Source organism: Streptomyces cahuitamycinicus, assembly GCF_002891435.1.
Classification (GTDB): Bacteria; Actinomycetota; Actinomycetes; order Streptomycetales; family Streptomycetaceae; genus Streptomyces; species Streptomyces cahuitamycinicus.
In genome coordinates this window covers 28,231-49,037 of the sequence record NZ_POUC01000007.1, presented here as the reverse complement: position 1 = coordinate 49,037, position 20,807 = coordinate 28,231, and the positions used below count along the sequence as shown (strand labels likewise).

Genomic DNA, 20,807 nt, shown 5'->3' with positions numbered 1-20,807 from the left:
TGCCTCGGCGGCAAATTCCTTGCCTCTCAGGCAAACTCCCAGGAATCCCCAGGCAGACCCTGTCCCGGTCTCAGCGGTTGGCCACCGCCTGCTTGACGAGCGTCTTGCCGAAGTCCCACACCAGTCCGCCGTTGTGCGCGTCGTCCATCACGGCCGTGAAGGCGTCGACGAACCGGTCCACCTCCCGCTCGCCGATGATCAGCGGCGGGATCAGCTTGATCACCTCCATGTGGTCGCCGGAGACCTGGGTGAGGATCCGGTGCCGCTGGAGCAGCGGCACGACGACCATCTGCGCGAAGAGTCCCTTGCGGGCGGCCTGGAGCATGGCCCAGCGGCTGCGCAGCTTCAGCGACCTGGGCCGGCCGAACTCGATGCCGATCATCAGACCCCGGCCGCGGACCTCCGCGAGCATCTCGTACCGGTCCGTGAGCGCGGCCAGCCGGGATCTGAGCTGCTCCCCGGTGGCCCGGACGTTCGCGACGATCTGCTCGTTCTCCATCACCGACAGCACCGCCAGGCCCGCCGCCATGGCCTGCGCGTTGGACCCGAAGCTCGCCGAGTGGACCAGCACCCGGTCCATGGAGGAGTAGACCTTCTTGAAGATCCAGTCCTTGCCGATCGTGGCACCCACCGGCACATAGCCGCCGGAGAGCGCCTTGGCCACGCACACCAGGTCCGGTTCCACGCCGTCCTCGTGCTGGTAGCCGTAGAAGTCGCCGGTCCGGCCGAGGCCCGTCTGCACCTCGTCGGCGATGAGCAGCGCCTTGTGCCGGTGCAGCAGTTCCTGGGCGGCCCGCAGATAGCCGGGCGGGGACTCCAGCACGCCCTTGCCCTGGATCGGCTCGACGATCAGGGCGGCGACGTCGCCCTTCCTCAGCTCCCTCTCCAGCGCGTCGAGGTCGCCCAGCGGCACGGCCGTGTCGGGCAGCAGCGGGGCGAAGCCGTCGCGGAAGCCGGATTCGCCGTTCACGGAGAGGGAGCCGGTGGTCAGGCCGTGGAAGGCGTGGGCGCAGTAGAGGACCCTGGGCCTGCCGGTGACGAACCGGGCGAACTTCAGGGCGCCCTCGACGGCCTCGGTGCCGCTGTTACCGAAGAACACCCGGTCCAGGTGGGGGCTGTGCGCGAGCAGCTTCTCGGCCAGCAGACCGGGCAGCGGCTGGCAGTCGAACCGGGTGAGGTCGGCCAGGCCGGCGTCCACCACGTCGTGCAGCGCCTTGCGCACCACGGGATGGTGGCGGCCCAGCCCCATCACCCCGAACCCGGCGAGCATGTCCAGGTAGTCGTTGCCGTCCGCGTCGTAGAAGCAGGCGCCCTCGGCGCGCTCGTAGACCTTGTCGAAGCCGATGGTGTGCAGCATGCGCGGGAGCTGGTGGTTGAGGTAGCGGGTGTGCAGCTCGTAGCGCTCGGCTCCGCGCTCTGCCAGCAGCTTGCCGAGGTCGAACTCCCCGGCCTGCGACGACTCCGACGCGGACTCGGCGGTTGTCATTCCTGTGGCTCCTTGGACGGCTCTTCCCTGACGGTCAGGCTCGCGCTGATGCGTCCGGCGACCTCGACGGGTGTCAGGCCGATGTCGGCGAGCACCTCACCGCGCTTGGCGTGCGCGAGGAACTGGTCGGGGATGCCGAACCGCCGCACCGGCACGTCGACATCGGCGTCGCCCAAGGCCAGCGCAACGGCCGAACCGACCCCGGCCGCCCGGCTGTTGTCCTCGACGACGGCGACCAGGCGGTGCTCCGCGGCGAGCCCCGGCAGCGCCGGGTCGACGGGCATGACCCAGCGCGGGTCGACGACGGTGCAGCCGATGCCGCGCGCTTCCAGCAGCTCGGCGGCCTGGAGGCACACCGGCGCCATCGCGCCGACGGCCACCAGGAGAGCCTGCGGTTCGCAGGACCGGTGCAGCACGTCCAGTCCGCCCACCCGGTCGAGTGCCGGGATCGACGGGCCGACGGACTCCTTCGGGAACCGCAGCAGCGTCGGCGCGTCGTCGACGGCGACGGCCTCCCGCAACTGGGCGCGCAGCTGGTCGGCGTCCCGTGGCGCGGCGATCCTGAGCCCGGGCACGACCTGGAGGACGGACAGGTCCCACATGCCGTTGTGGGAGGCCCCGTCGACGCCGGTGACCCCGGCCCGGTCCAGCACGAAGGTGACTCCGCAGCGGTGCAGGGCCACGTCCATGAGCAGCTGGTCGAAGGCGCGGTTGAGGAAGGTGGCGTAGACGGCGACGACCGGGTGCAGGCCGCCCGTCGCGAGGCCCGCCGCGGACACGGCCGCGTGCTGCTCGGCGATCCCGACGTCCCACACGCGGTCCGGGAACCGCTCGGCGAACCCGCCCAGACCCACCGGGTGCAGCATGGCGGCGGTTATCGCCACGACGTCCTGGCGCTCCTCACCGATTCTGACGATCTCCTCGCCGAACACCGAGGTCCAGGAGGGGCCGCCCGACGGGGAGAGCGGTGCGCAGGTCAGCGGGTCCATGACGCCGACGGTGTGGAAGTGGTCCTCCTCGTGGGCGAGGGCGGGTTCGTAGCCGCGGCCCTTCTCCGTGAGGCAGTGGACCAGCACCGGCCCGTGGAAGCGCTTGGCGCGCCGCAGCGCTGACTCCACGGCCCCGGTGTCGTGCCCGTCGATCGGCCCCAGGTACTTCAGCCCCAGGTCCTCGAAGAGGCCCTGGGGCGCGAACGCGTCCTTGAAGCCCTTCTTCGCGCCGTGCAGGGCCTCGTAGAGGGTGTTTCCGACCAGGGGCGTGCCCTGGAGAACGTCCTTGCCCCAGGCGAGGACCCGTTCGTAGCCGTCCGTCGTGCGCAGCGTGGCGAGGTGGTTGGCGAGGCCGCCGATGGTGGGGGCGTAGGAGCGTTCGTTGTCGTTGACGACGATGATCAGCGGCCGGTCCTTGGCGGCGGCGATGTTGTTCAGTGCCTCCCATGCCATGCCGCCGGTGAGCGCCCCGTCGCCGATGACCGCGACGACGTGGCCCCTGCCGCCCTGCACCTGGCGGGCCTTGGCGAGCCCGTCGGCCCAGCCGAGGGCCGTGGAGGCGTGGCTGTTCTCGATGACGTCGTGCTCGGACTCCTCGCGCGAGGGGTAGCCGGACAGGCCGCCCTTGCCGCGCAGCTTGGAGAAGTCCTGGCGTCCGGTCAGCAGCTTGTGGACGTAGCTCTGGTGGCCGGTGTCCCACAGGATGCGGTCGACCGGCGACTCGAAGACCCGGTGCAGGGCGATGGTCAGCTCCACCACGCCCAGGTTGGGTCCCAGATGGCCGCCGGTCCTGGCGACCGCGTGCACCAGGAACTCCCGGATCTCTTCGGACAGTTCCCCCAGTTCCGCCTCGGACAGCGCCTTCAGGTCACGCGGTCCCCGGATGCTCTCCAGAATCGTCACGCTCGGGCCCCCTTCGCATTCCGTGCTGCTCAGCTCACGGTGACGGCCGGCTCCCCCGACCCCACGCCGTCCTGCTCCATCTGCTCGGCGATCTTCATCGCCTCTTCGATCAACGTCTCGACGATCTTGGACTCGGGGACGGTCTTGATGACCTCGCCCTTGACGAAGATCTGCCCCTTGCCGTTGCCGGAGGCCACTCCGAGATCGGCCTCCCGCGCCTCACCGGGCCCGTTGACCACACACCCCATGACGGCGACCCGCAGCGGCACCTCCATGCCGTCGAGCCCGGCCGTGACCTCCTCGGCCAGCTTGTAGACGTCGACCTGGGCGCGTCCGCAGGACGGGCACGACACGATCTCCAGCCGGCGCTCCTTGAGCCCCAGGGACTGGAGGATCTGGATGCCGACCTTGACCTCCTCGGCCGGCGGCGCGGACAGCGACACCCGGATCGTGTCGCCGATGCCCCGGGACAGCAGCGCCCCGAACGCCACCGCCGACTTGATCGTGCCCTGGAACGCCGGCCCCGCCTCCGTCACGCCCAGGTGCAGCGGGTAGTCGCACTGCTCGGCCAGTCGGCTGTACGCCTCGATCATCACGACCGGGTCGTTGTGCTTGACGGAGATCTTGATGTCCCGGAAGCCGTGCTCCTCGAAGAGGGACGCCTCCCACAGGGCGCTCTCCACGAGCGCCTCCGGGGTCGCCCTGCCGTACTTCTGGAGCAGGCGACGGTCCAGCGACCCGGCGTTGACGCCGATCCGGATCGGGGTGCCGTGGTCCTTGGCCGCCTGGGCGATCTCCTTGACCCGGTCGTCGAACTGTTTGATGTTGCCGGGGTTGACGCGGACCGCCGCGCAGCCCGCCTCGATGGCCGCGAACACGTACTTCGGCTGGAAGTGGATGTCCGCGATCACCGGGATCTGCGACTTGCGGGCGATGGTCGCGAGCGCGTCCGCGTCGTCCTGGGTGGGGCAGGCGACCCGGACGATCTGGCAGCCGGACGCGGTGAGCTCCGCGATCTGCTGCAGGGTGGCGCCGACGTCCGACGTCCGGGTCGTCGTCATCGACTGCACCGACACCGGGGCTCCGCCCCCGACCGCCACCGGACCGACCTGGATCCGGCGCGACATGCGCCGCTCGGCGATCGGCCGGGCCGGCACCTCGGGGACACCCAGCGAGACAGCGGTCATGACGTCACTCCCGGTTCCCGGAGACCGTCTCGCGCAGGGCGCGCAGGGACTCCTTCAGCGATCCCATGGTGGCGAGGACGGCGGTGGGCTCGTACCCGCAGTGCGCCATGCAGTTGGCGCAGCGCGGGTCCTTGCCGCGGCCGTACTTGTCCCAGTCGGTGTCCTCGACCAGCTCCCGGTACGTGGGCACGTACCCGTCGCTCATCAGGTAGCAGGGGCGCTGCCAGCCGAAGAGCGAGTAGTTCGGGATCGCCCACGCGGTGCAGGGGAAGTCGACCTTGCCCTCCAGGAAGTCCAGGAAGAGCGGCGAGTGGTTGAGCCGCCAGCGCCGCCGGTTGCCGCCCGAGAAGGCTTTCTTGAAGAGCTCGCGGGTCTGCTCCACGCCCAGGAAGTGTTCCTGGTCGGGGGCCTTCTCGTAGGCGTAGGCGGGCGAGATCATCATCTCGTCGACCTGGAGGTCGTCGTTGAGGAAGTTCAGCACCTCGATGATGGTCTGCGGGGTGTCGGTGTTGAAGAAGGTCGAGTTGGTGGTGACCCGGAAGCCGCGCCGCTTGGCCTCCTTGATCGCCTCCACGGCCTCGTCGAACACTCCCTCCTTGGCGACCGACTCGTCGTGCCGCTCGCGCAGCCCGTCGATGTGCACCGCGAAGGCGAAGTAGGGCGACGGTGTGAAGTTGTCCATCTTCTTGCGCAGCAGCATGGCGTTGGTGCAGAGGAAGACGTACTTCCGCTTGGCCACCAGCTGACGCACGATCTCGTCGATCTGCGGGTGCATCAGCGGCTCGCCGCCGGCGATGGACACCATCGGGGCGCCGGACTCCACGACCGCCCCCACGGCCTGGGCGACGGGCATCCGCTGTTTCAGCACCCCGGCCGGATGCTGGATCTTGCCGCACCCCTCGCATTTGAGGTTGCAGGCGAACAGCGGCTCCAGCTCCACGATCAGCGGGAACTTGTCCCGCCGACGCAGCTTCTGTTCAGCCAAGTATGTAGCGACCTTGATGGACTGTCGGAGCGGCATGGCCATCTGGCTCACCTCCTGGGGAGCAGCAAGGAACGGTGCCATTCGAAGAAAGCGGGAAGGACGGAACGAAGGACACGGAAAGCCGATATTCCACCGCGCACCGTGCCGATCCGGACGAGTTCATGTTCAGGAGCGTCCACGACCACCCGGACGGCCGCAACCGGGCGCTCGCCTGCGCGCACGGCGCTCAGGAGCGTGACGGCGGACTCCATGTCGACCGCGATCGCGCCGGTCGCGCGCAGAGCGGACCGTTCGGGGCCGCGCACGACGTGGTCGGAGCCGGTGAGCGGCCCGGTGTGCACGGTCCTGCCCGGCAGCGTGCGGGCCAGCTCCTTGACCAGCAGTTCGGTCCCCACGCAGGGCGTGGTGCCGCGCGGGTCGCGGGTCTCCTCGGCGACGACCAGATCGCCGGGGTGCATGCCCGGCGCGAGCCCCGCGCAGAAGCCCGTGGCCAGCACCGCGGCGTCATGCTGGGCGGGGTCGGCCAGCATGCGGGTGACGGCCTGCTCGGCGGCGGCCGGTCCCATGCCCGTCCGCACCACCGTGACCGGCCCGTCGGCCCCACTGCGGCCGCCCGCGCGCAGGGCGAACTGCTCGATGCCGAGGGCGCAGGCGATCAGCAGCGGGACCGGGGCGGGCTGCGCGCTCATCAGCTCCCCTTGTGCCGGTCGGCGAAGGGCTCCCCGTGGACGTACCGGCCGAGCGCCGTGAGGGGGAACACCTGCCGGTAGAGGTGGTAGTTGATCGAGAAGTCCCACGGGAAGCCCGTCCCCGTGAAGTACGGCTCGTCCCAGGAGCCGTCCTCCCGCTGGGTGGCGGCGAGCCACTCGACACCGCGTTCGACGGCCTTGGAGTCGCGCTCCCCCGCCGCGAGCAGGGCCATCAGCGCCCATGCCGTCTGCGAGGCGGTCGAGGCGCCCCGGCCGCTCCACTGCCCGGCGTCCTTGTAGGAGCGCAGGTCCTCGCCCCAGCCGCCGTCGTCGTTCTGGACCGACTCGAGCCAGGCGACGGCCCGCCGGATCGCCGGGTGCGCGGCGGGAAGGCCGGCGGCGGTCAGGGCGGGAACGACGGAGCCGGTGCCGTAGACGTAGTTGACGCCCCAGCGCCCGAACCACGAGCCGTCCGGTTCCTGCTCGGCCAGCAGCCACTCGATGCCGCGCCGGGTGCGGGGGTCGTGGGCGAGGCCCTCGACGGCGAGCATCTCCACGACGTGCGCGGTGACGTCCGCGGAGGGCGGGTCGATGACCTCGCCGAAGTCGCAGAACGGCAGCCGGTTGGGGAAGGGGCTGGTGTTGTCGACGTCGAAGGCGGCCCACGCGCCGTTCTTTGACTGCATGCCGAGCGTCCAGCGCATGCCGCGGACGACGGCCCTGTCGAGGCCCTCCGGGTCGTGGTGGGCGATCCGGCGCAGCGCGAGGATCACCTCCGCGGTGTCGTCGATGTCGGGGTAGTTGTCGTTGTGGAACTCGAACGCCCAGCCCCCGGGCGGCAGTCCGGGCCGCTTCACGGACCAGTCACCGGGCCGGACGATCTCCTCGCCCAGCATCCAGTCGGCCGCCTTCACCAACTGCGGGTGATCGGCGGGCAGTCCGGCGTCGACGAGGGCGATGGCGGCCAGGCAGGTGTCCCACACGGGTGACTGGCAGGCCTCGATCATCCGGGCCCCGTCCTCGCGCCAAACGGCGAACCGGTCCAGGGACGCCAGCCCCTCGCGCATCACGGGGTGTTCGAGGTCGTAGCCGAGCAGATGCAGGGCGATGAGGGAGTAGACCGCCGGGGGCTGGATGCCGCCCCAGCAGCCGTCGTTCTCCTGCCGCTCGATGATCCAGCGGGCGGCGCTGTTCATGGCGGCTCTGCGCAGTCTGCGCGGGGCGACCTTCCGCAGGGCGTGCAGGCCCTTGTCCATCCGCTGGAAGGCGCCGTCCCAACTGAACGGCGACGCAAGGGGCTGCGGCGGGTTGGGCCGGTCCGGGTCGGTGTGCAGCTCGTCGAGCGGGAAGGGCGCGGGGCGTACCGGCCGCTTCGCGGAGACGATCGTCAGCGGGACGATGGTCTGCCGCGCCCAGCAGCCGAAGTCGTAGATGTTGAGCGGCACCCACTTGGGGAACAGGACGAGCTCCGGCGGGAGTTCGGGCAGGTCCTCCCACTTCCACCAGCCGAACAGGGCCAGCCAGATCCGGGTGAAGACCCGGGCCGCGGCGATGCCGCCCCGCGCGCGGATCCAGGCGGAGGCCTTCGCCATGTGCGGGGCGTCGGGCGCGTCACCGGCCAGGCGGAGGGCGACGTACGCCTCGATGGTGGCGGACAGTTCGCCCGGTCCGCCGTAGAAGGTGGCCCAGGTGCCGTCCTCGCCCTGCTCGCCGCGGATGAAGAGGGCGGCGGCCTGCGTGGTCTTCTCGTCGCGGATGCCGAGGAACTGACGGAGCAGCAGGTCCTCGGCGTCCATCGTGACGTTGGTCTCGAGGTCGCCCTTCCACCAGCCCTGGGCGTCCTGGCGGGAGAGCAGGAAGTCGGTGGCGCGCCGGGCGGCGCGTGCGGCGGCTTCCGGTACCCCGGCCGCCCCGGGGGTGTGCGTGTCGGTGTCGCTGGCCGCGGCGGCGCGGGGCGGCAGGGCCCCGGTGCTTCCGTCGGTCGTCGCTGTCATGGCTTCCCCTTCGTGCAGTCCTGCATGGCGTGCATCTGCTGTGGGTCCGCCGTCGGCCGGTGCTCCGTGATGACTCACGGCACCGGCCGGCGACTACGCGAGGGTTATTCGGCCGATAGTGATCATCTCTTTCGTACGACGACGAAGTCCGCGAGGGCCGTGAACTGTGCCCGCACCCGGTCGGGCATGTCCACGGCGTCGAGGGCCTCGATGGCGATGGTGTGCTGACGGCGTGCCTCGTCGGCGGTCCACTCGCGGCCGCCCGCCTCCTGGATGAGGGCGGCGCGGGCCGCGAACTCCTCCTCGGAGAAGTTCTCGAAGTCGCTGGCCTTGGCGTCGGCGGCGAGGATCTCGCCGAGCCGCTCGGAGGCCGGGCCGCCGGCTGCGAGCGCGGCCACGACCGGCAGGGACTTCTTGCGCTGGCGCAGGTCGCTCCAGGTCTGCTTGCCGGTGGCGACCGGGTCGCCCCAGATGCCGAGGAGGTCGTCGACGGCCTGGAAGGCGAGGCCCAGGTGGTAGCCGTACTTCTCCAGCGTGTCGGCGGTGCGGTCGTCGGCGCCGCCGAGGACCGCGCCGATGGAGCTGGCGCAGGCGAGCAGGGCGCCGGTCTTGTTGCCCTCCATCTCCAGGCACTCCTCGACGCTGACGCGGTCGCGGTGTTCGTAGGAGATGTCCTGGGCCTGGCCGTCGATCAGGGCGCGGGTGGCGGTGGTCAGACGGCGGGTGGCGCGGCCGGCCTCGACGGTGCCGAGTTCGAGGAGCATCTCGTTGGCGAGGGCGAACAGGGCGTCGCCGACCAGGATGGCCTGGGCGGGGCCGTGCACCTTCCAGACCGTGTCGCGGTGACGGCGCTGCTCGTCGCCGTCCATGAGGTCGTCGTGGAGGAGGGAGAAGTTGTGGACCAGTTCCACGGCGACGGCGCCGGGGATGCCGGTCTCGGGGGCGGCGGACATGACCTCGGCGGACAGCACCGCGAGGGCGGGACGCACGGCCTTTCCGCCGTCGCCCTCGGCGGGATTGCCGTGGGCGTCGATCCAGCCGAAGTGGTAGGCGGCAACAGTGTCCATGGGAGGTGCCAGGCGGTCGACGGCCGCCCGCAGTACCGGAGTGGCCAGGGTCCGGCCGCGCTCCAGCAGCGCGGTCACGTCCACCGCCTCGGCAGTCTTCGAGGCCGGGGGCACAGTGGGCACAGTCTCTCCTCTTGTCGCGGTACCGGGGGTGCGGGGGCCGCCTGCCGCGCCGGCCTGAGCCGGCATCATGCCGCCTCCTCGAACTCGAAGAGGGCTTGCGGACGGGGCCGGCCCAGGGCGCCCAGCACGGCGTCAGCCGCGCTCACACCACTGCGGACCGCACTCTCCATGGTCGCGGGCCACCCGGTGGCGGTCCACGCTCCGGCCAGGTAGAGGCCGGATGCCTTGGTGCGGGCGCCGGGCCTGAGGCGCCCGACGCCGGGGGTGGGAGCGAACGTCGCGGTGCGCTCCCGGGTGACGAAGAAGTCCCTCACTTCGGCGCCGCGGGCCGGCGGCAGCAGTCGCTCCAGCTCGGGCAGGTACCGCTCGCGCAGCACGGCCACGGGCGCGTCGATCTCGTCCTGCGCCGCCGACTGGGACACCGCGAGGTACTGCCCCTCGCGCAGGCCGGACGCGTCGGTCCGGTCGAAGACCCACTGCACGGGGCTGCCGAGGGCGGTGAAGAACGGCCGACCGAGGACCTTCCGGTCGTACACCACATGGACGTTGAGAATGGGCGCGGTGCCGATCCCCAGGAGCCGTTCGGGCGCGTCGAGGGCGCCCGCGGGCAGCAGATCGTGCGCCTCGCGCTGCGGTACGGCGAGGACCACGGCGTCGGCCCGGAGCCTCTCGCCGGGCACCTCGACGGTCCACTGCCCGGTCCCGTCGAGGGAGACGGAGGTGACGCGGGCGCGGAGCTCGGTGCGCACGCCCGCGGAGTCGAGCGCCTTGCGGGCCAGCCGGTCGTGCAGCTCGCCGAGCGGGACGCGCGCCCAGCCGATGTCGGCCGCGCCGGGGTCGGACAGCAGTCCCGTCTTGAACACCATCGCGGCGAGCGCCAGGGAGGCGTCGCCCGCGACCGCGTTGAGGGTGGCGACTCCGACCAGGTCCCACAGGGCCTCGACGGCGCGCTCCGACTGGCCGTGCGCGGCCAGCCAGCTGCCGAAGTCCTGTGTGTCCAGCGCCGGGTCGGTGAGGTCGAGTCCCTTGAGCGCGAGCGCGGCCCGGCCCACCCTGACCCGGTCGGCGAGCGACAGGTGCGGATAGGCGGCGAGGCTGCGCCCCAGGTGCAGCGGCACGGGCAGGGCGTCCCGCCGCAGCCTGCCCAGCCGGCGTCCCTCGGGCCGGGCGAGGTCGAGGACGGGTACGTCGAGCCGGTCCTGGAGCGGGGCGAGCGCCGCGCCGTCGATGCGGTCGAGGAACCAGCGGTAGGCGGTGCAGCAGCGCAGGTACACGTGCTGGCCGTTGTCGACGGTGAGATCGCCGCGCTGGAACGAGAAGGCCAGGCCGCCCAGTCTCGGCCTGCCCTCCAGCAGGGTGACGCGCACCCCGGCGTCGGCGAGCGCGAGCGCGGTGGTGACACCGGCGAGCCCGCCGCCCACCACGACGGTGTGCCGCCCGTCCGCGACCGGTCCGTGGGACCGCGTGCCGTCGGTCATCACGCCCCCTCCCCTGCGCGGCGGCCGTGCCGCTCGATGGGGGCACGACCGGTCGTCTGTGTCAGGGACGCGGCCCCGCACCGGAGGGTTGCCCGCCGGTTGTCTCCGCCAGCTTGGCCGAGAGACGCGCCGCACCCACGCTGCGCCACCCGGGCCACGCGCGCGGAAGCCCCCGGCCCGACGCCGGCGGCTGCGGCGCAGCCCCGCGGGGGGAACGGGGAGGACGCCGGCTCGACCTCGCCACGGTCCCGAAAGGCGTCGTCCCACCCACACGCGGCCACCCGGGCCGACTGGGCCACCCACACACGAGCACCCAGCCCGGCGCGCCCCAGCCGACGCACCGGGAAGACCACCGGCCCGGTCTCGTGGCGGGCCTGCGGGGCGGGCGGCAGCGTGCTCTCCGAGACTGCCCGGCGGCACAAGCCCGCCCCCGCGTGGCCGGGGCGAGCCCGGTCGTCGGTGGCGTCTCCCTGGACCGGTCCGTTCGTCACGCACGCCTCCTGACGGTCCGCCGGGTCACATTCCGGGCGTCGAGACCGGACAGGCCGCGCACGGCGACGTACGCCTTCTCCCGGCCGGGCAGGGAGACCCGGCCGCGCAGCACGGCCTCCGGTTCGCGCTCGATGCGGTCGAGGAGGCGGCGGTAGATGCCGGCCATGGCGGCGACACAGGCGCCGCTGCGCCGGTCGAGCATGGGGAGCAGCCGGTAGCCCTCGGCGAACAGAGCGCGGGCCCGTCGCACTTCGAAGTGCACGAGACCCGCGAAGTCGGAGCCCTCCGGTGGCCGCGGCCCGCTGAAGCCGGCCGAGCAGCCGAACTTGGCGAGGTCGTCGGCGGGCAGATAGGTACGCCCGCCTGCGGCGTCCTCGCGGACGTCTCTGAGGATGTTGGTGAGCTGGAGCGCGAGCCCGAGCGTGTCGGCATACTCGGGCGCGCGGTCGACGCCACGCGTCCCCGGCTCCGTACCGAAGACGCCGAGGGAGAGGCGCCCGATCGCGCCCGCCACGCAACGGCAGTAGACCTTCAGGTCGTCCCAGGTCTCGTAGGTCTCCCCGCGGACGTCCATCAGGACGCCGTCGATGAGCTCGTCCAGGCCGCCGAGCGGGATCGGGAAGGCCCCGGCGGCATGCGAGAGGGCGACGGCCACCGGGTCGGTGTCGTCCTCGGCGACCTCGTCCTCGCGGATCCGCGTGAGCAGCGCCCGGGTCTCCTCCAGCCTGGCCACCTTGACGTCGTCGGAGAGCGCGCCGTCACCGATGTCGTCGACCCGCCGCGAGAACGCGTACAGCGCCGACATCGCCCGGCGCTGGGGCGTCGGCAGAAGCCGGATCCCATAGGCGAAGTTACGGGCCTGGCGCCCGGTGACGGCCTCGCAGTAGCTGTAGGCGGCGAGTACCGGCGGGGACGCGTGTGGTTCCGGCTCCACGGTGCGGATCACCCCTCTCCTCGCAGAGTCACGCCCACCTCACGCAGCAACCGGACCTTGCCGGGCTTGGGCGGGCCGGGAAGTACGTCGTGTTCGGCGGCGGCGATCGCGTGGAGGGCCGCCCTTCCCCCCGCCACGAACCCCGCGAGCAGCAGCTTCAGCCTGCCGTGGACGCTACCCACCAGGGGGGCGCCTTCATTCAGGAGATCCCTGGCCCTTTGCGCTTCGTACGCAATCAACGCACGGACCGACGCTCCGGCGGTTTTCGTGGCGAGATCCGCTTCCTGGACGTGGAAGCGCTTCATGTCGGCCGCGGGCAGGTAGACCCGGTCGCGGGCGAGGTCCTCGGCGACGTCCTGGAGGTGCTCGACGATCTGCAGGGCCGTGCAGATCATGTCGGAGCGGCGGATCCGCTGGGGTGTGGGGGTGCCGGTGACGGCGAGGACGAGACGGCCTACGGGGTTGGCGGACAGCGCGCAGTAGGCGAGCAGGTCGTCGTAGGTCTCGTAGCGGCCGACCAGTTGGTCCTGGCGGTTGGCGGCGATCAGGCCGAGGAACGGCTCGGGGGTCAGCGAGCGGCGGCGCACGGTCGGCTGGAGGCGGCGCAGCAGGGGGTGGCGCGGGGTCGCGTCGAAGACCCGGCGCAGGTCGGCCTCGAAGGCGTCCAGCAGGACCAGCCGGTCCTCGGCCTCCCGCGGGGACACACCGAGCAGGCGGGCGTCGGCGCCGCCGGGGGCCAGGTCGCCGTCGCCGATGTCGTCGACCAGGCGGGCGAAGCCGTAGACGGCCCTGAGGTCGTCGCGCCAGGCCCGGGGCAGGAAGAAGGGGGCCACCGGGAAGTTCTCGCCGGCGGCCTTGTCGAGCGTGCCGCGCTCCGGATCGAGGGGGCGGGCCGTGCCGGTTCCCGTCACCGCCGGCTGCCCGGCGCGGGGACGGCACGTGCTGCGTGGAGCTGGGGAGTTTCCGAAGCCATCGCCGTCACATCTCCCGTTCTACACTGCCGACCCAATACACACTATTTCGGACACGCCGCCCGGCCGTCCGCACGGAGGCCCGACGAGCGGTGTCGCGCATTATGGCCCTGATTGCCGTGTTTCGGGACCGGTACAGCTTACGTTGTACAACGCGAGACGGTTCGTCAGGGTGTACCGCACATCACGAGAACACACCGATTGGCCCCAAGATTCCTGAGATGGGCCGGAGTTGACGTTTCCTTTGCAGACGCGGGGCCCCGCCGGAGCAGTTCCGTCGGGGCCCTGTCCGCATTCGGGCTACTTGCCCGTGAACTTCTCGTACTCCTTGAGCACCTCGTCGGTGGGGCCGTCCATGCGCAGCTCGCCGCGCTCCAGCCACAGGACGCGGTTGCAGGTGTCGCGGATGGACTTGTTGTTGTGGCTGACCAGAAACACCGTGCCCGCTTCCTTGCGCAGCTCCCGGATGCGGTCCTCGGAGCGCTTCTGGAACTTCCGGTCGCCGGTGGCCAGGGCCTCGTCGATCATCAGGACGTCGTGGTCCTTGGCCGCGGCGATGGAGAAGCGGAGCCGGGCCGCCATTCCCGAGGAGTAGGTGCGCATGGGCAAGGTGATGAAGTCGCCCTTCTCGTTGATGCCGGAGAAGTCGACGATGTCCTGGTAGCGCTCCTTGATCTCCTCACGGGACATCCCCATGGCGAGCCCGCCCAATATGACGTTGCGCTCGCCGGTGAGGTCGTTCATCAGGGCCGCGTTGACGCCGAGCAGCGAGGGCTGGCCGTCGGTGTAGACCTTGCCCTGCTCGGCGGGCAGCAGACCGGCGATGGCCCGCAGCAGGGTCGACTTGCCGGAGCCGTTGGAGCCGATCAGGCCGATGGCCTCGCCGCGGTACGCCACGAAGGAGACGCCGCGCACGGCGTGCACCTTGCGCACGCCCCGCTCCTCGCCCCGCTTGATGATGCGGCTCAGGGCGGCGGTGGCGCTGCCCTTGCCGGTCTTGGCGCCGTTGACGCGGTAGACGATGTGCAGATCGTCCGCGACGACGGTGGGGACGCGCGCGTCCTGCTTCTGCTCAGCCACGGCCGTACCTCTCCTCCGCCTTCCAGAAGTACACGAAGCCGCCCAGAGCGAAGAGCACGGCCCAGGCGCCCGCGGCCGCCCACACGTGGTCCGGGAGGAACTTCGAGCTGTAGTCGTCGATGAGGGCGAAGCGCATCAGGTCCATGTAGATGGCGGCCGGGTTCCACTGCAGGACGTTCGCGATCCAGGCCGGCTTGTCCGCCAGGAAGATCGGGATGGAGAACATCACGCCGGAGGCGTACATCCACGTCCGCATCACGAACGGCATCAGCTGCGCCAGGTCGGGGGTCCTGGCCCCCGCCCGGGCCATGATCAGCGCGAGGCCGGTGTTGAAGAAGAACTGCAGGACCAGCACCGGCACGATCAGCAGCCAGGACAGGTCCGGGTAGTGGCCGAAGCCGACCGTGATGGCGAACAGCACGATCATCGAGAACATCAGCTGCTGGAGCTGCTGCAGCGCGAAGGAGACCGGCAGCGAGGCCCGGGGGAAGTGCAGGGCGCGGACCAGGCCGAGGTTGCCGGAGATCGCGCGCACGCCCGCCATCACCGAGCTCTGCGTGAAGGTGAACACGAACACGCCCGTCACCAGGAACGGGATGTACACCTCGCGCTCCATGCCCCGGTCGGCCTCGAGGAGCAGCCCGAAGATGAAGAAGTACACGGCGGCGTTCAGCAGCGGCGTGGCCACCTGCCACAGCTGGCCGAGCTTGGCCTGGCTGTACTGGGCGGTCAGCTTCGCGCGGGAGAAGGCGAGGATGAAGTGCCGCCGGTCCCACAGCTGACGGACGTACTCGATGAGGGACGGCCGGGCGCCGCTCACGGTCAGCCCGTGCTTGGCGGCGAGTTCCTTCGCCGTGAGGCCCTCGTCGGGCGCCGCGGGCGCGCTCACGGCGACCGTGGCGTCGTGCGTTGTCTCACTCACTAGTGGAAACTTTCGTCTTCGAGATGCTCGGCCTGTGCCGGGGTCTGGCATGAGCCGGGGGCCAGGGTAGGCCCGGAGGCTCCCGGGTATCGCCGGATACGAGCTTGTCAGATGACGGGGGGCCGGCCCAGCTGGGTCAGCCGCCACACCGTACGCCACTTCATGGGCCGGCGGGGCCCGCACGAGGTGGTCCAGCCTTCGCGGAATCCGCCGAACCAGGCCCGCAGCGCGCTGCGGGAGGGCCGGCGCAGCAGGGTGAGCAGCAGCCAGTCACCGAGGTAGACCGGGACGAGCAGCGCGGGGAGGTTACGGCGGGCCAGCCAGACGCGGTTGCGGGCGACCATGCGGTGGTAGACCGCGTGCCGCGAGGGAGCGGTCGTCGGGTGGTACAGCACCATGTCGGACCGGTAGTCGATCATCCAGCCCGCGTCGAGGGCCCGCCATGCCAGGTCGGTTTCCTCGTGGGCGTAGAAGAATTCGTCCGGGAGGCCGCCGACGTCGGCGAAGACCCTCGTGCGGACGGCGTTGGCGCCGCCGAGGAACGTGGTCACGCGCGAGGAGCGCATCGGGTCGGAGGCCCGCAGCCGGGGGACGTGGCGGCGCTGGGTGATGCCGGTCTCGGGGTCGGCTATGCGGAAACTCACGATGCCGAGCTTCGGGTCGGCCTCGAACGCCTCGCGGCACAGCTCGGCGGTGTCGTGGCTCGCGAGCAGTCCGTCGTCGTCCAGGAAGAGCAGGATGTCGACGTCCCGGCCGGCCGGGCCGAAGGCCTCGATGCCGACGTTGCGGCCGCCGGGGATGCCGAGGTTCTCGGGCAGCTCGATGGTGCGGACGCCCTCGGGGACGTCCGGCACGGGCGAGCCGTTGCCGACCACGACCACCTCGACCCGGTCGCCGTCCTGTTTGGCGACGGAGTCGAGCAGCGCGCGCAGCTCCTCGGGCCGGTTGCCCATGGTGATGATGACGGCGCCGACCTTCATGCCGCTCACTTCAGCCTGCTGGAGGCGAGGATGGACACCAGGTGCAGCAGGGTCTGCAGCAGCGCGATGCCGGCCAGCACCGCGACGCCGAGCCGCGAGAAGAACAGGTCACCGCGGGCCTGGTCGACGATCGCCAGCACGAGGATCAGCAGGGACGCCTCGATGCCGAGAATGAGGCGGTGGAACTTCAGGGCGCCGGCGGCCCTGCGGGCCAGCGCCATGCCGGAGGAACGCATCTCGGCGGCGGCCTCCTGGACCGGCGGCTTGCCGGTCTGGTGGCGGGCGACGCCGACGAGGTCGGTCTCGGCCTTGATGAGGATGGCGCCGAGGGCGGCCAGGGTGCCGAGGAAGGCCCACAGCCAGTCGATACGGCCGGTGCCCCACAGGTCGGCGGCGCGCAGGCCGAAGCCGGTGAGCACGGCGGCGTCGGTGAGGTAGGCGCCGACGCGGTCCAGGTAGACGCCACTGAGGGAGTACTGCTTGCGCCAGCGCGCGATCTCGCCGTCGACGCAGTCCAGCAGCAGGTACATCTGGACGCACACCACGCCGAGGACGGCGCCCGCGACCCCCGGCACGAGCAGTGCCGGCGCCGCGAGCACACCGAAGACGGTCATCAGGTAGGTGAGCTGGTTGGGTGTGACCCTGGTGTTGACCAGGTAACGGTCGACCCGCAGGGACACCTCACGCATGTAGAGGCGTCCCATCCAGTGCTCACCGCTGCGCCGGTCCTTCACCCCCGCGGGGTGAACGACGGGGCGGAGTTCAGCTACCGATGGCCTTGACATAGTCGGCGTATGCGTCCTTGATCTGTTCGGTGTTCAGGTCGAGGTGTTCGAGGATGGTGTAGCGGCCGGGGCGGGTCTCCGGGGCGAACTCGACGGCCTTGACGAACTCGTCCGTCGTGAAGCCGATCTCGTCCGGCAGCACGGGCAGTCCGTGCCGGCGCAGCACCTCGGCCATGTACGCCGACTCGTCGTGCGCGCCGCGCAGCCACATCGCGAAGGCCGCGCCGAGACCGCACTGCTCGCCGTGGGAGGCGGCGCGTTTGGGGAACAGCAGGTCGAAGGCGTGGTTGATCTCGTGGCACGACCCCGAGGCCGGCCGCGAGTCGCCCGAGATCGACATCGCGACGCCGGTGAGGACGAGCGCCTCGGCGAGTACCTGGAGGAAGCCGTTGTCGCCGACCCCGCCCGGGTGCCGGAGCACCGCCTCGCCCGCCTGGCGGGCCATGGCGGCGGCGAGTCCGTCGATCTTCTCGTCCTTGACGCGGTTGGCCAGTTCCCAGTCGGCGATCGCGTTGATGTTGGAGATCGCGTCACCGATGCCCGCGCGCACGAAACGCACCGGGGCCTCGTGGATGACGTCCAGGTCGATGACGACCGCGATGGGGTTCGGCACACCGTAGGAGCCGCGGCCCGCGTCGTTGTCGAGGGTGGCGACCGGCGAGCACAGGCCGTCGTGCGCGAGGTTCGTGGGCACGGCGACCAGGGGCAGGCCGACGCGTGCCGCGGCGAACTTGGCGCAGTCGATGATCTTGCCGCCGCCGAGGCCGACGACCGCGTCGAAGTGGCCGGCCTTTATGTCGCTCGCCAGCCGGACCGCGTCGTCGAGGGTGCCGCCGCCGACCTCGTACCAGGTGGCGCCGGGCATGCTCGGCGAGATGCGCTCGCGCAGCCTGGCGCCGGAGCCGCCGCTGACGGCGACGGCGAGGCGGCCGGAGTGCGAGATGCGCTCGTCGGCGAGGACGCACGCCAGGTCGTCGAGGGCACCCGGGCGGATGTCGACGACGAGCGGGGAGGGGATGAGCCGGGTCAGTACTGGCATGCGATCTCCCGTCCGCGGGCGAGGTCGTCGTGGTTGTCGATCTCCACCCACTTGACGTCGCCGATCGGCGCCACGTCGATACGGAAGCCGCGGTTCACGAGCTCCTGGTAGCCGTGCTCGTAGAACTGCTGCGGGTCGGTCTCCCAGACGGCCTTGAGCGCGTCGGCCAGCTCGGGGGCGGCGTCGCCCTCGATCAGCGTCACGCCGATGTACTCGCCGGTGGCCTCGGCGGGGTCCATCAACTTGGTGATCCTCGTCATGCCCTTCTCGGGGTCGACGACGACCTTCATCTCCTCGTCGGCCAGATCCTTGACCGTGTCCAGGGCGAGGATGATCTTCTTGCCGTCGCCGCGGGCGGCGAGCAGCGTCTTCTCGACGGAGACCGGGTGGACGGTGTCGCCGTTGGCGAGGATCACCCCGTCCTTGAGGGCGTCACGCCCGCACCACAGGGAGTAGGCGTTGTTCCACTCCTCGGCCTTGTCGTTGTCGATGAGTGTGAGCTTGAGGCCGTACTTCCGCTCCAGGGCCTCCTTGCGCGCGTACACGGCCTCCTTGCGGTAGCCGACGATGATCGCGACCTCGGTGAGACCGATCTCGGCGAAGTTGCCGAGGGTCAGGTCGAGAACCGTGGGTTCGCCTTCTATGCCCGCGGGGCCCACCGGCACCAGCGCCTTGGGAAGGCTGTCGGTGTAGGGGCGCAGACGCCGTCCGGCGCCGGCCGCGAGCACGAGGCCGATCATGCGGTTTCTCCTTCATCGTGTACGGCGGGTGCGCCCCCCTGGTGGGCGGCGACCCAGAAGCGGATGCTCTCGACGAGCACCAGCAGGGCCACGGCCACGGCCAGTGCCGTGAGCGCGACCGTGAACTGCGAGGCGGTGAGCAGCGCGGCGAGGACGGTGACGAGCAGCGTCCGCCCTTCGTGCCCCCCGATGGAGCGCACCAGCCAGGCGGGAGGCGCTCCGGCGTCGCCGCGGATGCGGTAGACCGTGTCGTAGTGATGGTAGGCGACCGCGGCGACCAGCCCGAAGGCCGCGGGAAGGGCTCCGTTCACGTCCGCTCGGGCCGCCAGGACCAGGACCATGCCGTACTCGGCGGCGCGCAGGAACGGGGGCACCAGCCAGTCGAGGGCGCCCTTGAGGGGGCGGGCGACGGCGAGGCCGGAGGTGAGGGCGTAGGCGACCGCGGCGACGATCGGCCAGGGTCCGCCGAAGCCGGTCAGGGCCGCCGTGAGGACGGCGGCGAGGCCGCCCAGGAGGGCGACGGCGGGGGCGGTGAAGCCCGGCAGCCCGCGGGCGGGCTTCCTGAGCGCCTCGGCGAAGCCCTCGGCGAGCGGGCCGCTGTCCGCGAGGTCGGCCAGGGCGGCGGCCGCCCGGTCGGTGCGCCTGGCCTTGCGGGTCAGGGAGCGCAGCACCCGGCCGGCCGTGGTGTAGGTGGCCGCGAAGGCGCAGCCGATGAGGAGCGCGTAGAAGGTGATGCGGGGAGTCGTGGCCGCGGTCAGGACGGCGATCATCGCCCATCGCTCGCCGATGGGCAGGACGATCATCCGCCGGACCCAGACGGTCCAGCCGACGCTGTCGAGCTTGTCGGACAGGGCGGCGGTGGGGCTGGCCAGCGACATTTCGGAGAGCGCGGTGGCGTCGTGGTTGGCCTCGTTGAAGGAGAAGTCCACGACGTGCCGACAGGTCTGCAGGACCATCGCGCCGAGGGCCAGCGCCCAGACGTCGTCGCCGCCGCGGGCGGCTCCCAGCGCGAGGCCCGCGTAGTAGGCGTACTCCTTGGCCCGGTCGAAGGTGGCGTCCAGCCAGGCGCCGAGCGTGGAGTACTGCAGGGAGTAGCGGGCGAGCTGGCCGTCGGTGCAGTCCAGCACGAAGGACGCGATCAGCAGGACGCCTGCCGCGACGAAGCCGCCGCGGGTGCCGGTGGCCGCGCAGGCCGCAGCTATGAGGGCGGTGAGCAGCGAGGCGGTGGTGACCTGGTTCGGGGTCAGGCCGCGGCGGGCGCACCAGCGGGCGATGTAGCGGGAGTAGGGGCTGATGCAGTGGGTGGTGAAGAAGCCGTCGCGGGACTTCACGGCCGACTTCAGGCGTACGGCTTCGTCGTCGACGTCCGCCACCGCCTGCCGGGCCTCGTTGCGGGCCTGCGGGTCGGCGGGGACGGCGGCGACGAGGCTGCCCAGCTCGGGGCGGTGCACTGCGGTGCCGTCGGCGTCGAGGGCGGTGCGGATGCGGTCGGCGAGGCTGCTGTCGACCAGCGTGGTGCCGCCACCGGCGGAGTTCTCGCGGGCCATGGCCCGGGTCAGGGCCTGGCGGCCTGCGGGCTGGGCCGTGACGGCTCCGGGGATCGCGGCGAGCGGGAAGCGGGGGTCGGTGAGGCCGAGGCGCAGGGCGTGCACGTGCCCCACGAAGCGGGCGTCGACCAGGGCGACCCGTTCGTCGCCCGGCACCTCGGCGAGGAGGGTCTCGGCCTCGGCGGCGTCGGTCGCGATCCGGAGGTCGAACCCGAGGGACCGCAGGTCGGCCTCGATCGACGATCCGGGGACCGGCTGGCCGGTGAGGATGGCGGTCGACAACCGAATTCACTCCCTGGGTACCGACGCGTCCGCGCCAGTGACGTACATGGTGGGGGCGCCCTCTCCGGTGGCTCCCGGGCGGCATGTCGGCAGAGGCTATCGGATGCCAGGGCGGCCACGTTCACCACCCGTTC

18 protein-coding genes are annotated in these 20,807 nt (G+C 71.4%); all 18 read right to left on the bottom strand.

The features are described 5' to 3' along the window. Positions 1 to 70: 70 nt before the first annotated feature. Entirely contained in the window at positions 71 to 1,486 is a 1,416-nt protein-coding gene (locus C1J00_RS02115; protein ID WP_102907310.1) for an aspartate aminotransferase family protein, read from the bottom strand. Then, complete coding sequence (gene dxs / locus C1J00_RS02110) at positions 1,483 to 3,378, bottom strand: 1-deoxy-D-xylulose-5-phosphate synthase (RefSeq protein ID WP_102907309.1); 1,896 nt, start codon at positions 3,376 to 3,378, stop codon at positions 1,483 to 1,485. The genes C1J00_RS02115 and dxs overlap by 4 nt, the downstream gene beginning before the upstream one ends. Before the next feature lie 29 nt (positions 3,379 to 3,407). Then, positions 3,408 to 4,565, bottom strand: a complete 1,158-nt coding sequence (ispG, locus tag C1J00_RS02105; protein WP_102907308.1) for a flavodoxin-dependent (E)-4-hydroxy-3-methylbut-2-enyl-diphosphate synthase — start codon at positions 4,563 to 4,565, stop codon at positions 3,408 to 3,410. A 4-nt stretch (positions 4,566 to 4,569) separates the two neighbouring features. Then, a complete protein-coding gene (gene hpnH, locus C1J00_RS02100; protein WP_102907307.1) occupies positions 4,570 to 5,592 on the bottom strand; it encodes an adenosyl-hopene transferase HpnH in 1,023 nt (340 codons plus the stop codon). Positions 5,593 to 5,597: 5 nt separating this feature from the next. Beyond that, a complete protein-coding gene (locus C1J00_RS02095; protein ID WP_102907306.1) occupies positions 5,598 to 6,239 on the bottom strand; it encodes a phosphorylase family protein in 642 nt (213 codons plus the stop codon). Beyond that, positions 6,239 to 8,233 (bottom strand): squalene--hopene cyclase, encoded by a 1,995-nt coding sequence (shc, locus tag C1J00_RS02090; protein WP_102907305.1) that lies wholly within the window; start codon positions 8,231 to 8,233, stop codon positions 6,239 to 6,241. The genes C1J00_RS02095 and shc overlap by 1 nt, the downstream gene beginning before the upstream one ends. A gap of 122 nt (positions 8,234 to 8,355) precedes the next feature. Next, on the bottom strand, positions 8,356 to 9,489 hold the full coding sequence (locus C1J00_RS02085; protein WP_102907321.1) for a polyprenyl synthetase family protein: 1,134 nt from the start codon (positions 9,487 to 9,489) through the stop codon (positions 8,356 to 8,358). Further along, complete coding sequence (gene hpnE, locus C1J00_RS02080) at positions 9,489 to 10,901, bottom strand: hydroxysqualene dehydroxylase HpnE (RefSeq protein ID WP_102907304.1); 1,413 nt, start codon at positions 10,899 to 10,901, stop codon at positions 9,489 to 9,491. The genes C1J00_RS02085 and hpnE overlap by 1 nt, the downstream gene beginning before the upstream one ends. Then, positions 10,901 to 11,050, bottom strand: a complete 150-nt coding sequence (locus C1J00_RS48020; protein WP_369333480.1) for a DUF6380 family protein — start codon at positions 11,048 to 11,050, stop codon at positions 10,901 to 10,903. The genes hpnE and C1J00_RS48020 overlap by 1 nt, the downstream gene beginning before the upstream one ends. Before the next feature lie 338 nt (positions 11,051 to 11,388). Further along, on the bottom strand, positions 11,389 to 12,339 hold the full coding sequence (gene hpnD, locus C1J00_RS02070) for a presqualene diphosphate synthase HpnD (protein WP_102907302.1): 951 nt from the start codon (positions 12,337 to 12,339) through the stop codon (positions 11,389 to 11,391). Continuing rightward, positions 12,336 to 13,238, bottom strand: coding sequence for a squalene synthase HpnC (gene hpnC / locus C1J00_RS02065; protein WP_102907301.1), 903 nt, complete (start codon positions 13,236 to 13,238; stop codon positions 12,336 to 12,338). Before hpnC ends, hpnD begins: the two co-directional genes overlap by 4 nt. 360 nt (positions 13,239 to 13,598) lie before the next feature. Continuing rightward, positions 13,599 to 14,378 (bottom strand): ABC transporter ATP-binding protein, encoded by a 780-nt coding sequence (locus C1J00_RS02060; RefSeq protein WP_102907300.1) that lies wholly within the window; start codon positions 14,376 to 14,378, stop codon positions 13,599 to 13,601. Next, positions 14,371 to 15,300: an ABC transporter permease gene (locus C1J00_RS02055; RefSeq protein ID WP_102907299.1), complete on the bottom strand. Its 930-nt coding sequence runs from the start codon at positions 15,298 to 15,300 to the stop codon at positions 14,371 to 14,373. Before C1J00_RS02055 ends, C1J00_RS02060 begins: the two co-directional genes overlap by 8 nt. Positions 15,301 to 15,407: 107 nt before the next feature. Beyond that, the gene (locus C1J00_RS02050; RefSeq protein ID WP_102907298.1) at positions 15,408 to 16,280 is read right to left on the bottom strand and encodes a glycosyltransferase family 2 protein; all 873 of its coding nucleotides are present in this window, start codon (positions 16,278 to 16,280) and stop codon (positions 15,408 to 15,410) included. Between the two features lie 5 nt (positions 16,281 to 16,285). Beyond that, the gene (locus tag C1J00_RS02045; protein ID WP_102907320.1) at positions 16,286 to 17,065 is read right to left on the bottom strand and encodes a CDP-alcohol phosphatidyltransferase family protein; all 780 of its coding nucleotides are present in this window, start codon (positions 17,063 to 17,065) and stop codon (positions 16,286 to 16,288) included. After that, positions 17,043 to 18,104 (bottom strand): iron-containing alcohol dehydrogenase family protein, encoded by a 1,062-nt coding sequence (locus C1J00_RS02040; RefSeq protein ID WP_102907297.1) that lies wholly within the window; start codon positions 18,102 to 18,104, stop codon positions 17,043 to 17,045. Before C1J00_RS02040 ends, C1J00_RS02045 begins: the two co-directional genes overlap by 23 nt. Further along, a complete protein-coding gene (locus tag C1J00_RS02035; RefSeq protein WP_102907296.1) occupies positions 18,092 to 18,844 on the bottom strand; it encodes a phosphocholine cytidylyltransferase family protein in 753 nt (250 codons plus the stop codon). The genes C1J00_RS02040 and C1J00_RS02035 overlap by 13 nt, the downstream gene beginning before the upstream one ends. Further along, a complete protein-coding gene (locus tag C1J00_RS02030; RefSeq protein WP_102907295.1) occupies positions 18,841 to 20,673 on the bottom strand; it encodes a DUF5941 domain-containing protein in 1,833 nt (610 codons plus the stop codon). Before C1J00_RS02030 ends, C1J00_RS02035 begins: the two co-directional genes overlap by 4 nt. Between the last annotated feature and the right edge of the window lie 134 nt (positions 20,674 to 20,807).